13 protein-coding genes and 1 pseudogene are annotated in these 14,943 nt (G+C 57.0%); 2 read left to right on the top strand and 12 right to left on the bottom strand.

From position 1 onward, the window contains the following. Positions 1–111 precede the first annotated feature (111 nt). Positions 112–1,176 carry a hypothetical protein gene (locus ACOQPC_RS14870; protein ID WP_420606488.1) on the bottom strand — a complete coding sequence of 355 codons (1,065 nt, stop codon included), beginning with the start codon at positions 1,174–1,176 and terminating at the stop codon, positions 112–114. 149 nt (positions 1,177–1,325) lie between these two features. After that, positions 1,326–1,691 carry a hypothetical protein gene (locus ACOQPC_RS14865; RefSeq protein WP_420606487.1) on the bottom strand — a complete coding sequence of 122 codons (366 nt, stop codon included), beginning with the start codon at positions 1,689–1,691 and terminating at the stop codon, positions 1,326–1,328. 615 nt (positions 1,692–2,306) lie between these two features. On the opposite strand from ACOQPC_RS14865, the gene ACOQPC_RS14860 reads away from it, so the two are divergent. Beyond that, the gene (locus ACOQPC_RS14860; RefSeq protein ID WP_420606486.1) at positions 2,307–3,014 is read left to right on the top strand and encodes a TetR/AcrR family transcriptional regulator; all 708 of its coding nucleotides are present in this window, start codon (positions 2,307–2,309) and stop codon (positions 3,012–3,014) included. A 91-nt stretch (positions 3,015–3,105) separates the two neighbouring features. Here ACOQPC_RS14860 and ACOQPC_RS14855 read toward each other — a convergent pair whose 3' ends face one another. From ACOQPC_RS14855 to ACOQPC_RS14810, 10 genes and pseudogenes are all read right to left on the bottom strand, one after another. Next, positions 3,106–3,924, bottom strand: a complete 819-nt coding sequence (locus ACOQPC_RS14855; protein WP_420606485.1) for a hypothetical protein — start codon at positions 3,922–3,924, stop codon at positions 3,106–3,108. After that, complete coding sequence (locus ACOQPC_RS14850) at positions 3,921–4,577, bottom strand: hypothetical protein (RefSeq protein ID WP_420606484.1); 657 nt, start codon at positions 4,575–4,577, stop codon at positions 3,921–3,923. The genes ACOQPC_RS14855 and ACOQPC_RS14850 overlap by 4 nt, the downstream gene beginning before the upstream one ends. A 178-nt stretch (positions 4,578–4,755) precedes the next feature. After that, positions 4,756–5,604 (bottom strand): hypothetical protein, encoded by an 849-nt coding sequence (locus ACOQPC_RS14845; protein ID WP_420606483.1) that lies wholly within the window; start codon positions 5,602–5,604, stop codon positions 4,756–4,758. 70 nt (positions 5,605–5,674) lie between these two features. Further along, positions 5,675–6,565, bottom strand: coding sequence for a 3'-5' exonuclease (locus ACOQPC_RS14840; RefSeq protein WP_420606482.1), 891 nt, complete (start codon positions 6,563–6,565; stop codon positions 5,675–5,677). Between the two features lie 231 nt (positions 6,566–6,796). Then, positions 6,797–9,523, bottom strand: a complete 2,727-nt coding sequence (locus ACOQPC_RS14835) for an LPD7 domain-containing protein (RefSeq protein WP_420606481.1) — start codon at positions 9,521–9,523, stop codon at positions 6,797–6,799. After that, positions 9,520–9,999: a hypothetical protein gene (locus tag ACOQPC_RS14830; RefSeq protein ID WP_420606480.1), complete on the bottom strand. Its 480-nt coding sequence runs from the start codon at positions 9,997–9,999 to the stop codon at positions 9,520–9,522. The genes ACOQPC_RS14835 and ACOQPC_RS14830 overlap by 4 nt, the downstream gene beginning before the upstream one ends. A 138-nt stretch (positions 10,000–10,137) precedes the next feature. Further along, a complete protein-coding gene (locus tag ACOQPC_RS14825) occupies positions 10,138–10,968 on the bottom strand; it encodes a hypothetical protein (protein ID WP_420606479.1) in 831 nt (276 codons plus the stop codon). Positions 10,969–11,774: 806 nt separating this feature from the next. Beyond that, complete coding sequence (locus ACOQPC_RS14820) at positions 11,775–12,440, bottom strand: DNA N-6-adenine-methyltransferase (RefSeq protein ID WP_420606478.1); 666 nt, start codon at positions 12,438–12,440, stop codon at positions 11,775–11,777. Between the two features lie 344 nt (positions 12,441–12,784). Further along, positions 12,785–14,157 (bottom strand): annotated as a pseudogene (locus ACOQPC_RS14815) (IS3 family transposase). 357 nt (positions 14,158–14,514) lie between these two features. Then, entirely contained in the window at positions 14,515–14,718 is a 204-nt protein-coding gene (locus ACOQPC_RS14810) for a hypothetical protein (protein WP_420608160.1), read from the bottom strand. Between ACOQPC_RS14810 and ACOQPC_RS14805 the strand changes: the two genes are divergently transcribed. After that, the gene (locus ACOQPC_RS14805) at positions 14,653–14,847 is read left to right on the top strand and encodes a hypothetical protein (protein WP_420606477.1); all 195 of its coding nucleotides are present in this window, start codon (positions 14,653–14,655) and stop codon (positions 14,845–14,847) included. The genes ACOQPC_RS14810 and ACOQPC_RS14805 overlap by 66 nt on opposite strands. The last annotated feature ends 96 nt before the right edge of the window (positions 14,848–14,943 follow it).

The following is a 14,943-nucleotide window of genomic DNA, read 5'->3' as shown; positions in this document are numbered from 1 at the left end:
CATTTCACCGCAGTGCTTTGGGGGTTGGCAACGTCGCGCGGACAGAATGAACGGTCGAACGTCGGTTAAGCTCATCTACCGATCATGACCGGCCATTCCGCTCTCGGCCCATCAATTGCCCTCCCTCCATATCCTGCCGGTATTTCGGCAAAAAAGAAAACGCGGCTGATCGAATTCGATTTTGAGGTTCGGCGAGCCGTTCCGATTTTCAACCCAAGCACAAGTTATGATCAGGTCTGGAGTTAAAACGGGGTGCTCAACAAGGTCTGTGATTGGACGGCCTGGTAGTAAATTCAAGATCGTTTCAGGCAAAGATCGGTTTTTGATTATGATAGTGTTCCTGTTACAGAGAAAGAGTCCGGAACTTTGCTTCCAGCCAAGGAAGCGAACATGTCCATCCCCGTTTTCTATCGGCAAACCACTTTGCCCGCTGGATTTTCGTATACCGCCTGACTTTATAAAATCAGATAAATTATGGTTTAGCTCTATTGAGTTAACAGCTAATCGATCAATGTATCCATGGGCTCCTAGCGCGGAAAACTTGTCCCTCAAAGCAGCTCTGTATTTTAAATAGCCCACCACGCAATATTCTTCGAGAGCTTGGCTTAAAGATCCAGACTCAGTTTCAAATATCTCCATTTCGAGATGGTGATCCAAGGTCCGGTATCTTGTAATAACAGGCAGTTGCTTATTGATTGAAAAGGTGCGCGTGCGTAAGATTCGAAGATCTACGAATTCCATAGGGGTTCCCTGCGCTGTCAACCTCTCTGAAATAATCTCGAGTCGCCGCCGCGTCGTTACCATGCGGTCTGCCGTCTCTTGGAGCCGCATATTCGCTTCATAACGTGCCCAGTAAGAGACCAGATAGGCGACGCTATCTACGCCTAGAGGTTCAACGTATTCATCAAACTCAAGATATTCGTCGTCCCAGTCGAACCCGAATTGCACTAACAGCACGACGTCCGGAATAAGTTCGAGCTCGACTTCGCAAAGCGACTCCTCATCATGAAGCAAAATGGATAAGACCCTTGGCCGTAGTCTGTGCTCAGCAGAAAGTGAGTTCTCAATTGCATCCAACATTGACAAGACAGTCGTTGACGCACTCTCCCTGCCGTCCTTGCAGTGCCAGCCCGTCATGATTTTTGACCCGAAATCTGAGATCTGCTCTGCCTGCATATGCCCATACCGTTCTTCTCAGTTGGACCTGAGGGGTTGGGCACGCCATCTCTCATGTCTGTTACTGCACTGAGAAGTGCAACCTCACCTTTTTGTGCGCAAAGGTCAAAATCCTCGCGAGGGACTGGGCCGATATGCACGACGCGCGCCTAACTATAGCCGTAGCCGGTCTCATTTTCCTGTGAGGCGACCATGAAGAGCTTTGGATGCGGACGGTGCCACGGGGAACAGTATGGGTTAGTCCCGACTTTGTTTTTCAGCTCTTCATACACGTCGGCGTTGGTCGGCCCTGCTTGTTCCTGCCCACAGCGGAATGCGATCGCGAAAAGGTCTCGCTCGCGCATGTACCATTTGTCATGCAGTCCGAACTCCTTGCCATCGGGAACCGCGATGAATGCCGCTTCCCGCGAGTACTCATCCTCTCGCGGAGCCCCGTCCATCATAAAAGCGATTAGCGCGGTCACAGATTGATGCGCCTCTCCCAAGCTCTGCGACGCGTTCTCATAAGCGGCCATTTTTTGATCCTGTGCATGACCTAAGCGGGCACATCGCCGAGTAGATAGCGAGCCGAGGGAGCGTCGCGGACGTACCCCTCTTATGGTCAAAAATATAGGGTTGCCGAATCCGTGGCTCGTCCACTCTCGGCCGGAACGCCCACAAAAGGCTCGATCAAATCCGGCATGCTAACCGGATATATGGACGCGTTCTCAAACAATATGGGCGCAAGGTGCAAATCGGTAAAGAGGTTTTTAGCGTTTGAAATGGCTCAATTCAGGACAGCCGACACTGGACCTTTGACTTCGTTATCGAAGCGATCAGTTTTGGCCATGTGGCGGTCGAACGTAGATACAAAAAAAGAGGGCATCAGCAGCAGCAGGCGCCGCGGTGGCAAGTCGCGCACGATCATCCTATCGATGGAAAAAAGCGGATTCGATTTGATGACTTTGGGACAGCAAACATTAGATGCCATGCGCTGACGACCTAAAGCAATAATTCTGGACCTCTCGTTCTGGACCGCTCGTTCTGGACCGCTCGTTCTTTTTGTGTCTCTCGGCGGGACAAGTTATCTTTGCTATTGGCAATGATTGGCACTTGCCTAAATTTGATCTGTTATGACAAGGTTTTTCGATATGAATAAATCTGCGGATGAACTGACAGACTCGTTTTTCAAGCTTGGCTATGACCGCTGCACTATCGATCAAATGCTACAAGCAACTGGGACCAGCAAGTCCTCGCTATATAATCGGTTTGGCAGCAAGCGTGGGGCTTTTCAGCAAGCCCTCGAGCATTACCGCATGCATATTTTGCAGCCGACGATTTTTCGCGGTGGCGTAACCACGTGCGGCCTAGGCCAGATTGATGGCATGTATCAGGCAGCTATCCATTTGTTTTCAGGTGGTACCCCCAAGGGGTGTTTGTTGCTCAGTCGCGTAGGCCATTCATCACACCCTGAGGCTGTTGAAGCGATAACAATCGGCAAAGTCGTCTTGGCAGAGGAATTGGCTAGTCATCTGCGCACACTTGGCTTCGTGGAAGGCTACGGCTCCGCCGCTAGACTGATGGTCATTCATTTTGCTGCTCTTGCCAATTGGGCTGACGATGGTGTGGATCGAAGGATCTTGAAGGAGCACGCGGCGATGTTCGCCAGGACCGTTTCTGCAATCTTGGTCTTGCAAACCCCGCAAAAGCCTTTCTTTGATTATGACTTCATGGTCTCTCGGCTGTCGGAGAGGTCAAAGGCGATCGCTCGGGCGACCCCGCACAATGGCCAATTTGGGTGGAGGGTCGAAGCATTTTTGCAACGTTTGTACGAACAAGATTGCAAAGGCCTTCGGTAACTACGGGTTTGTGTCGTGGCGATTTATGGTGGGGATTGGCCGCGAAAATATCGGCGATCAGTTATCTCCGCGGCCCGTTTTGATAGAGTGATCAGGTGATCTCGATCAGACGATCGGCGAACGCCAGCTGCAGCAGACGCTCGCTGAGCACCCGCCCGCCTTCGTGCTCCGTCATCTCGCCCCAAGCCTCCCAACGGTCGAGCCGCTCGTGGAGCCAGAGGTAGAAGCGGTCACGCGCATGGCCGTCGGGAAAGGTCATCGACCAGATCGTGCGGCGTAGCGGCATAGTTGGACCCAGTGCATCTCCCACCAGCACTATGCCCGGACCATCGACAATGGTCTTGCGCACGAACCGATATGGAAGCCGATCCGCAAGGGCTTCCTGCTCGGTAAGGAGCTGTCTCAACCCGTCGCTCGCCGTGCCACGGTCCAGGCCGCGCCGAACCTTGACCCAGTTCATGCCGATCGGAATCGGCGCGTGCTCCGGCGACCTGGTAGATGCCAGCATCGCAAGCACAGCCTTGCCCTCGTCTGTCAGTGGACCGGTGGGACTGCCCTCCATGTCATGCTCGATAAGCTGCTGCGCAATCAGCCATTGGCCATAATGGTCAGCTACGTGCCAGTTGGCCTCGAACAGATCGATGACGAGCTCTTCCACCTTGATGATCCGGCGATCGATGACCGCCAGCACGGTCAGCAGAAATTCCAGCGCCTCCTCCTGAGCGGAACTGTTCAGCCGCGGCATGCCGAGCCGCGATAGCCAGAGATTCTCCCGGACCGACCTCCAGCGGCGACCATCCTCATCGATGATCCGATCATCGCCATGATCGTCGAGCATCAGCCAATACCCCCAGGGCAGGCTGGTATTGCGGTCGGCTGCGTAGCCCGTCGTCTTAGAACGCTTGCTCATTGTCCGGTCTCCCCGATCGGAGGGATCGTCTGCTGGAGCTCGCCCGGGAGCGGCGCATCGACCCAGGTTTCGATGCGCTGCAGCTGTGCTGCCAGCTTGATGCATTCGCGGTAGACATACCCCTGGTCGCGATAGGTCCGGCCATGGTTGATCTGCTCGTCCTGGCCACCTTCCACACGGGGCACGAAGTCGTGGTCATGATCGGTGTCGAACCCCAACCACCAGAGGTCGGCATGATCGAACAGATCATTCACGCTGCTTCCATGCCGGCTGGGCGGCACATGGCATACCGACACTGCTTCGGCTTTACGTGGCTCGCATATCGCTGCGTAGGACAGCCCGCGATGGACAGCGACGTGCAGATCGCCGGGGATGGCGTCCGCTGCATAGCCGAACAGCGGATGATCCACCTCTACGGCAACGTAACCGCCCAGGGTCCCGTTTTGCTGACGCAGGATGATGCACTGGAGGCCGGTGTGCTCGTCGGTCCATCCGATCTTGTCCGCCTCGTCTTTCCACGGTCCCTCGCCGCGAGGATGACGCTCAGGCACTTTGAACAGCTGCGTGGCGGCGACCGCGGTGTTTGCGATGGGATAGGTGGTCGGCGCTGAGCTGACGGTCGGCGCACGATTGGGTGTTTTCTGCTTGGGCATTCTAAAATTCCTTTGGACATGAAAAAAGCCGCTCACGTCACATGACGGGCGGCTTGCAGATGCTCGGTTGTTCGAGCTGGATTTGTGCGTGAAGCTTGCCGGACGCACACCGGCATATTTTTGCATCGCTAGGTCATCGAGCGCTCCCTTCTGCTTAATTGGACGTGGAGTGACAGGATCAGTGCAGCGCCTGCTCGGCCCGTCTCTGCGTTAGCACTGCGGCGGGCCGGCCCATCGCCCAGGGCACAAAATCCCGGTTCACGAACTTGCTGTGGGGAATGCTCTCGGCCGCCGCCCGTGCGACGGCGTTCACGCTCTTGGCGCGAACGCATTTGATCAGCTCACGAACTCCGAGATGGCGTAGAGCGATAACCGTCGTGGTGAGTACATCGGCCGCGACCTGTTCGCGCACCTTCCCCCATTCCCCTCGCTCGGCCAATCTACCGATCTGCCTGGATGGGATGGGCTTCGCAGGTATCGAGCTGGCGGCAGCATATTCGGACAAATGAACAGACGTCGCCTGCACGCAAATATCCCGGCACAGATCGAGCCGCTGCGAAGCGAATGGCGAGCTGTTGCGCAGCTGCGTAGGCAGCACGAGATCGTGGACCGCAGCGCGATGTCGTAGAACGGCCAAATCTCGCGCCTCGCCGCCCCATGTGATCAGAATGGACTGAGCGTTCTGATGCAGGGTATCGAACAGGCGTTCCAGCAGCTCGCGCTCGCTCATGTTTTCCAGCGACAGAACGGTTGGTCCAGTCACAGCAGGCACATCCCTGCCAGGTGAGAAGGTCGCCGTCAGCCAGCAAGCAGCAGCAACTTCATGAAATGGCCAGCGGATTGCGTCACAGGCGGTGGCACCTTCAGCGATCCGGTAGCCTTCGTAAGCATTCCGATCCCAGCGAAATTCCAGGTCGAGCACTATTATGGAGGTTGTGGCGGGCTCGGCCCGCTCGGTGTGCTGGCCCTCGAACTGACGGGCCTCTTTCTCAAGCATCTGCTCGAGGAGATTGAGTGTATCGGTCATGTGTCTTGTCCTTGAAAAGCACAAAGCCCGCCAGTAGCGGGCCTTGTGCTGGGTTGGGTGATGAGCGGGTTTAGCGGTGCCGTTCGCAGGCCGTGATCTCGCGCTTCGTCAATGGCGGCAGGCCATTGCGAAAAGCCCACGCTTCTTCGATATCGACGTCGTTCTCCGGCAGCTCCTTCTGCCAGAACCGTGCCTTGCTGTTCCACTGATAGGACCGCGCCTTCAGCAGGTCCTTCTTATCGAACGGTGCTCGCTCGGCCTGAACCATGACTGTGGGCTTGTCGGCAGCCTCGATCAGCCGCGCCAAATGCGTGCGCATGGCGCCGCCGCCCGGACCGCGTTGCCGCTGCTGGAGCAGCCAGAACAACGACCAGACATCGTCAGGCGCACGGTGCGCCCCGGCGAACCAACCTGCCTGGCTCAGAAGATGCTGCTGGGCGCGGCCGTCGTGGCCGAGCAGCAACCAATCGATTTCAGCACAGGAACAGGCCCAAGCGCGTCCTGCAATCGACGGATAACGGCGCTCGATGAACGCCGCATCGAACCGGGCATTGTGCGCCACCAGAAGATCGGCGCGTTCGAGCATCTTCAGCGCAAAGGCGTCATCGATTTTCTGGCCCGTCAGATGCTGAGCCCCGAGCCCGGTCAGCAGGGTAATGCGCGGGTCGAGAGTGCGCTGAGGATCTTCCATCCACGCGAGCGGTCCGAGATGGGCGATTACCTCGCCAACTGGGCTCACGAACAGCAGCATGATGGCGAGTTCGATGACACAGTCATTGTCAGGGTCGAGGCCCGAAGTTTCGGTATCGACAATCGCAATACATCGGCCCTCTGGCGGCACGCCATCCTCGGGCATTTTTGTGAACCGCGGGGGCACGGCCCGCAGGATGCGATAGTTGCTGTCGCGTATCAGCTGTTCAGCAAGCGTTTCGCTTGCCGGATTGAAATGATGTGTATGCATTTAAAGTTACTCCGGTTCGTGTGATCGAACCGGCGAGGCGGGAGCCGAGCTTAAGCTCTTTTTTCCCTCCGATTGCCGGTTCAATTCCGGCACTCCTTCATCCGTAAATCTACTGCCGAAGCGGCCGCCGAGCGGCTCGCTTTTCCTTCTCAAGATTCAAAATATTGGCAGCAATAGTGCCTGCGCAGATCCAACAGATCGGCCGCAGTAGCCTGCGCCTTTCGGCCGCGATCACTTCAGACTTTTGCCCGTCGGCAGTTGAACGCCAGGAGGCCGCCTTCTCCGACCGCTGCCGGGCTTGTGCGGCGTCACCTTAAAATATTCCATACCGAAGCGAGAGGCGCTTTCTTGTAGTGCCTTGCCTTCCAGATAAGCTTGCATCGGAGTGGGCTGGAGTTTCGTTAGGACCTTCTTGAAACGTTCAGGGCTCCTGCTCATTCGCAGATAGAATTCATCGGCGAGCGCGCCGACCACTGCCGCGTTCGGATTGTTGGCCGACCGTTCGCGGCGCCAGACCGTGATTTCTGGCGGGGTGTCCAACCATTTTAAATCGACCTTGTGGTCTTCATTCTTGGTTTCGCCATCCATCCGCAAATAATGCAGGAAGTTCGGATCGTTGCTCTGCTGGCGATAGAAGTTGATCGCCCAGTTGTCGTCTTTGCGCGCGACTTTGATTTCGTCGTTCTGAACGCTGATCCGACCGACCTTCATGGCGTCGCCGATCCATCGCCAGCGAACTCGCTGCAGAAGGTCGATTGCTTGCAACCGGGCTTGAATGTCAGGGCGTAGAACGTCCTGACCGTGCTTCTCCCCGAGCGCCTCGTTGAGTGCCTTGTCGTCAAGATACCGAACGCCTTCGTGGTCGAACCTAGAGGAAGGCAGCTGAAGTCTGTCGCGGTCCATCTTATCGAGCAACGCGTGCGCGGCATCCGAGTTTGGCAAGCGAATTTTTGCCCCTCTGGCCCGCTCATCTGCAACGTCGTTGATCAACTCGAGGTCATTGAAGCGCTTTAATATGCGATTGATACGCTCGCTTCGCTGTCGTTCCTCTCTGCGGACGCTTTCTTGTAACTTGGCGTCAATGCGAACCGGCTGACGAGGGGCGTTCGCGGTATTGGCGCGAGGCGGCGATGCCGCCGCAATCGGTTTAGCCGAAAGTTCGGGATCAGGAGGATGGATCAGCCTCGTTTTCGGTTTGAGAGCCAGTGCCTTCAGATGCGCTTCGCCGATATGCTGTTGAGACCTGTGGAGCTCGATACCCATTTCGGCGGCGAGCTTTGCGCAGTCCTGTATCCATGCCGTGTCGCCAAAGATCCTGACCTTGCCAAATTTCGCCTCGGCCAGCTTTAGCGCATCGATCTTGGTTTGCCGGTCGTCGGCATGCACCATCACCGTGTTGGCATGTTCGACAAACGCGAGCGCCTTGCCGCGATAATACCCGATCACGCCATAGCGCTCGATCGTTGTGTAGAGCTTCTTTAGTTCGGCCCGGCGTGCTTCGGTCCTGCGCAGGTCCGCAAGCCGTTCTTTCTTGCGAGCTCGGTGCCCCCGCCATAACAAGGCTAGCGCGTTACTCTCGTCGAAAAACGGCGTTTCGATCGGCTTGGGTTTGGCAGAGGCTTTTTTAGAAACGCGGCGGCGTTTTACACCAATGTCGATCATGAGTCGTTCGACGACCGCAAGCTCCTCCCGCCGCGGACCGGCAATGATCGTTTGAGCATCGCTGTAAAGGTCCGCAAGCTTCAGTTTTTGCAAGTCGGCGCGGTCCTGTGCGCTTTCATCCTGGAGGGTCTGTCGCAGTTCCTCGGCTTGCGGCCGAAGCTCCTGCTCCAACGCTTTCTTCTCTGCCCTCTCGACCTTCGCGTCATCAACGGGTGGATCATATCGCGGCATTACAAACGGTCTGACCATGAGATCATCGGGCGGAGGCTGAAAAAATCCGAGGCGGCGGCTTAGCTTGCCAAGCGCTCCGTTGGCGTAGGCAGCGCCCGCGCGGATATGATCATCGATAAACGCGCTGCGGTCGGCTTCATCGTTGCCATGGCCTTGCAGCTCCAGCCTGGCCGTGTTCGAAAGTATTGTATAGCGGATGCCGATCGTCGCCAGGTTGCGATGAAGCTCTTCCCAGGTCGATGCGGTCTGCATTCGCGGCGCCGCGATGAGCTCAACGGCGCGCCCGATAGTCCAGGGTTGGCCTGCCAGCGACGGGTCAGGCGGGGCATTACCACTCATGATCTTGTCGTGCTGTTTATGCATGCCGACGATTGCATTGCGACTGACCGCCCCATCGTCGTCCTTGACCATATGTCCGTCGGCATCGGCGATGCGTAGGCCACTCAGCATGTGATACACGCCCCGCTCGTCGGCCACATATCGGCGGTTTGGCTCGGGCTCGAGCTCCGACCGATATTCGCAGATAGCCAAGGCGATATGACAAGCCTCGATATACCAGCCCTGTCCGAACGATATGCCTTGGCCGGTCAGCGGATCCATCGCCACGACCGCTTCGTGGTGATGGGGGTTGGGCTCGTCGCCATGATCGGCGCCTACGCTCGCGCAGCCATCAGCGTTCAGCACCCGCAGGAATATCTCCCGGTGTAACTTGAGCATCTCTGCGTCGGGCTCGTCATCGACCTTGTAGCTGTAGACCAGGTGATAGAGACGGGCGAGACCGGCAGCGGCGGCATGGACGGCGAGCTCGTTTGCCTGTCCGACCGGCTCTGTAGAGACCAACCCGCTGGAATAGCGCTGAAGGATCCGCTCGGGATCGACGTCGGGCGCGCCGATATAGTCGCCTACGCGCTGGGCAAGCTCGAACGCTTCTAAAGAGCTAGCAGCCGGTGATACGCCCAGGATGTAACAGGAGCTGCCCAGTGCAATATCATAGGCTACATTCTGCTGCGCCGCGCCGCCCTTCGTGTCCTTGGAGAGCTCATACTTCCAGATCTTGGCGATCATGGCTTGCGCTTCGTCCACGGCATCGACGTCCGCGCCCGCTGCTGGCGTTCATTCACCATGGCCAATAGATCACGCGCTGATTGCACGACCTCCTCGCTCACAGATGTGCGAGCGCGCAGGGCTTCCTTCATGTCTTGGGCTACCTCACTCAGCACGGTCACGCCGCAGTCCGCGAGCGCAAGCGTCGCAGTATCTGCCTGATGCTGGACAACAGACCCCAGCATGGTCGCAGCGCCTACCATCCGTTCGACATGCTCGCGTTCGCTTTGCATCGCCGCTGCAACGCCTGCAAAGCGGGACGCAACGGCGAACAGAGGGTCATGGAAGTTCTCACTTGCCATGATGCGGTCACGGCACCAGGCAGAGCGCGAGTTTGAGCCGCGCCGAGCATCAACCGCTGCAAGCTGTTTATCATCCAGATAAACCTTGATGCAGGACCGCGCCGAGCGCTTGTCCGGTCGCTTAGCGGACGGCATGAGAAAACACTCCGACCTCGCGCGGCCAAACGCGCGCTAAAAAACCGACGTCACGAAGCGCCAGCGACACGATGTCGAAAAAGGTGGGTCCCCCACCTCCATCCTGCCTAAGCTCACCCCCCCTTTGCCGATACTGTATCATGGCAAAGACACTCCCAGCTTCTGCATAGTGTCGATGAGGAACTTCTCAGCGGCTGCGCTGTGGTTACGGATTTCGGACACGCCGTCGCTGTCCGCGGCGAGTCCCCGAGCCTTGGCGCGGACTTCGGAGAGGTCATCGGAGAAATAGTATGCATGGCCAAATGTCTTGCCGTTGGCATTGTTTAGCTCGGTGAACTTGAGCGGGATAGCTCGGGGGGTTGGCGGCAGGATCGAGGACGCAGTGCTGCCCGTCGATGGAGCAGGGCTTGCCTGCGGGATATTCTGCTCCGCGCTGGGTTCGCGCTGGCCGGTTGGAGCACCGGTCGAAGCGGCAGAACTGGAATCGACTGTGCCGCCCTTTCCTAATGATGCGAACCTCTGACTGATCCGCTCATGCGAGTCGTTGGTAGCGCTGGTCGCAGGTGCTGTCTGATTAGTCGTCGTCGTCGTCGGTGGCGGCGGCGGAGGTGGCGGTGGCGGCGGAGGTGGCGGTGCAGCAGACGACCGACTGGGCGCTGCTGGAGGGGTTGGAGTGGACGAAGGTGACGGGGCCGACGTCGGCACCTGTGCCGACGATGCAGTGGGAACCAGCCCAGCATTCGGTACCGGAAAGACCGGCAGGCGCAGCGCGGCCAGGATGCGCGCACCGGACCGATACTTCCCTTCGACCACGATCTGTGGCCAGAGGTTTAGGTAATTGACCCAAGCGATCAGCCAAGTCCGCTCTGCATGATCGAGATTGAACAGCTTGGCGAGTTCGTTGACGACATGAACGCCCTTGGCTGCGCCTGTATTGCGTTTTGCCTTCCGGACAGCATCCGTTGCCATCCTGACGATCTCTGCACAGTCACCCGGAAGCAATCTGTATCGCGGAGTGCCAAAGCCTGGCGGCGGCTTTGGCTCTGCCTTACTAATGTCTTGTGCGAGAGCACTATTGGGCCGGTGCTTAGCCGCTCGCCACCGCTTGCTTCGATTTAATCCGGCTTTGGTCGGCTTCCGGCGCGAGCCGCCTTTGGTTGAAGAGGTGCCAGCCGTTCCGCATGTCTTGCTCATATCCATAATCTCCATATTGGTATGGAGAGTTATAGGATGCGCCTTTGATGACTGCCAAATCCTGGATCAATTTTGTTTTTTTGTTGGTGCTTATGCGAATTTCTTTTTTGGAAAAAAATAGTTTTGCGGAATCGTGTTTCTATCCTGTGTGCGCAGACGATCCGCTTGGGCTACCCTATCTAGCGAAACTGGAGTTTGGGCCTTTCTCCCTTGTGATCAACAATCGATAATCTGGTTTGTAGGTTAGCTTTAGATCGCCAGCGCATTCACCCTTCAAGACAGATTTCGTTCATCGAGAGGGAACTCCGATCGCGTGAAAATAAACTTTTCACGTTTGATTAGCCAATAGCGCAAAAGCTGGTTCTCAAGACCGATGCGGGCCGCTAGGCCGGACTTGGCTAGGGCCTTGCGCGCTGCGACGTCAGTCATTTGAGCAGATGAGCAAGTTTGAATACTAGCAGTCCAGTTTTTTAGGCTTAATTTCCAGCTTACACCGCGCGTATGCAGTCTCGATGGATACGTGAAGCACGCTCATTTGATTGGTCGCTGAATTTTCCTCGGTTCGCGAAAAAACGCTAGCTCTAGCCGGAGTGGTGCCTGCAATGGACACGCAGATCCTGACAGCCCGATACGCACGACATCGGCGGATACTCATACACGCGCAGCTTTGTGCAGACTGACATCGGCATTGACACCGCAGACGCCGACGATCGAGGGGGCGATTGCCACCACGAGCCTAGAACTTTTTGGGCAAACCGCCTTTTTTGTTTGTCCGTTGCACCAAAGATCACGGCCATCGTACTCACCATGGTCGACTCGGATGAACCGTCTTCACGAAAGAACTTCGGACGCCCTCTGATGAAATAGACATCGGCGTCCCGCGACAGGATGTCATGGAACAGATCAGTGTCGGTCTTGGCGGGGACCAAGCACACAACCGTTTTCACGTTGCCGCACGACCATTGGCTGTGTGCTCGTTCGACCCATTTCTTCTGGTTAGACCACGGCGGATTGACGAACACTACATTACCGAACCAGGGGTCACGCAATCCGTCGTCTCCCTGGCGTACGTCAAAGTACGCGAGAGGGCGCACTTGACAGTCAACATGCCAGCACGGATCGAAATCTATTTCGCCAAAGCCGTGCTCAACTGCTTGGAGAAAGCTGACCGGAGTGAAGCGATTGTCGCTCTCCCTAAGATCGGTCCTTCTTGTATTCATCTTCTTATTTCGGGCGCGCATCGCCATTCGGGACTCCTCAATTTGAGATATATTGAAGAGACCTTGGCACCTGACAGCCCGGTCTGACCCGTTACCGGATCAACTGCCTCCCAGTCGGGTCGGCATGCCAGTTGCGTCGACAACAGCTGGAGTAAAGCGAGTCAGGTTTGCTCGCGTTCTTGTCGAATCGGCCAGTCCCTGTACTAAGGTATCGACAGCGTCTCGACGCAACGGTTGCCCGCAATGATAGAAATAGATGGCAGATGGTGTTAGTCAAGGCATTTCTTGCAACGCCATGTCCGTCGTCAAAACATTTGGCACAACTCGCGTTGTAAATTAGCGGAGCGTGGGTCTCGTCTGGGGGTTGATGTTTAGGCGGCGATCCTGCGGTGCTGCAAGCGCCGATGTTCGATGGTTTTGCGTTTGATCCTTTCCCGCTGTTTGATGATGGCTGCGGCGCGGCCGAAGTAGGCGTCGGCAGGCGTCACATTGTCCAGGCTCTCATGGTAGCGCTGGTGGTTGTAGTGCTCGACGAACGCCTCGATCTGCTTCTCCAGATCGCCGGGCAGGAAGTAGTTTTCCAGCAGGATGCGGTTCTTCAGGGTCTGGTGCCACCGCTCGATCTTGCCTTGGGTCTGCGGATGGAACGGAGCGCCGCGGACGTGGCTCATGGCGTTCGCCTTGATGTAGTCCGCCAGTTCGTCGGCGATGTAGCTGGGGCCGTTGTCCGAGAGCAGCCGTGGGCGATGCCGCACATTGGCCGACAAGCAGCCTGATGCCGCCAACGCTATATCCAATGTGTCGGTGACGTCCTCGGCCCGCATCGTGCTGCACAGCCGCCAGGCGATGATGTAACGTGAGAAGTCGTCCAGCACGGTCGACAGATACATCCAGCCCCATCCAATGATCTTGAAGTAGGTGAAGTCCGTCTGCCACATCTCGTTCACCCGGGTCGTCTGGGTGTGGAAGCGATCGGCGGCCTTGATCACAACATAGGCGGGGCTGGTGATCAGATCGTGGGCCTTGAGCAGACGGTAGACCGTGGCTTCGGACACGAAGTAGCGCCGTTCATCGGTAAACCGCACGGCGAGCTCGCGTGGGCTCAGCTCGGACTGTTCCAGCGCCAGCTCGATGATCTGGTCCTGGATTGCGGACGGGATCTTGTTCCACACCCGGCTTGGCGCCGATGGCCGATCAGCAAGCCCCTCCGGCCCGCCGTCACGGTAACGGTCATACCAGCGGTAGAAGGTTCGGCGCGGGATGCCGAGCTGATCCAGCGTGCGTTTGGCAGGCAGATGCGACTGCTCGACCAGCCTGATGACCTCCAGCTTCTCGGTGGCGGGATACCTCATGCGTCGTCGCCCCATCCGCCAGCATGCTTTTTTTAAGCAGACGGTTCTCCAGCGTCAGATCGGCGACGCACTCCTTCAGATCGCGGGACTCGCGGCGCAGATCCTTCACTTCGTCATTGGTGGCAGCTCGGGCGGTGTCGCCCGCCAGGCGGCGCTTGCCAGCCTCCATGAACTCGTTGACCTACGGTCGCCTGCGGCCCCGACCAGGTGTAATACAAGCTCTGCGCAATGGCTTCCTTGCGGCACAGTTCGGCGATGCTGTCATCACCGCGCAGGCCCTCCAGCACGATCCTGATCTCGTCTTCCGCAGAGAAATGCCGACGGGTCGCCCGGCGGATATCCTTCACCACCTTCTCGGCGGTCGCTTTGGGCTTTGAGGATTTGGGTCTCATCTTCGTTCCTTCGTCACTACGAAGAGACCCAAATCCTCCTTAATCTACAACCTCAAATCTGTGCCATTGGTGCTGACGGCGGACACGTCGTGCTGGACGGCATCCCAAACGCCTGAAGTCTGACTCGCCAACCTTATGAATATGCTCAGCGCGCTCGGTGAGGTCGCTAATAGCTCTGTGTTTGTGGTCAGAACATTTGGCGTAACTCGCGACATAAAATAGCGAAGTGTGGGCATCGTCTATGGGTTGATGTTAAGGCGGCGATCCTGCGGTACTGCACGTGCCGATTTTTAATGGGTGGCCACAATCTTAAAAAATTTGGGGTATAGCAAAGGGTATTATTTTCCGAAATTGATATCAAATTGTTATATAGCAGTAAGTTATATGATATAATCGAATCCCACCCGCTCCGCCAGCTAGTCTTAAGTCATTGAGATATAACGATAATACGTAGCAGGAAGCCCGCCTTTCCGCGCCATTCTGTTCGATGATCCGATGATGCTGGCCGGCATAGGTTTTATCGCCATGCTGGATGCGGCCGATGTAAACCGGGTTCTTCAGGATGGTGTAGAGCTGGCCGCGGCTGAATTTGCCGCCGCCATACTGTTTGCCGCCAGCGGTCGTTCGTACCGGTGCCAGAGTGCCATCCGCTTCTGGCCGAGAAGGCGGACATCTCCCAACTCGAGATAGCGTCCGAAGATGTCACGGATGATCGCGGCGTGTTCCGCGACGATCGCAAGGCTTCGTCCGTTCGGTGCGTACCCCAACGGCGGTATCCCGCCCATC

This window comes from Novosphingopyxis sp., assembly GCF_965218915.1.
In the GTDB taxonomy this organism is placed as follows: domain Bacteria; phylum Pseudomonadota; class Alphaproteobacteria; order Sphingomonadales; family Sphingomonadaceae; genus Novosphingopyxis.
This window is presented reverse-complemented; position numbering and strand designations above follow the sequence as displayed.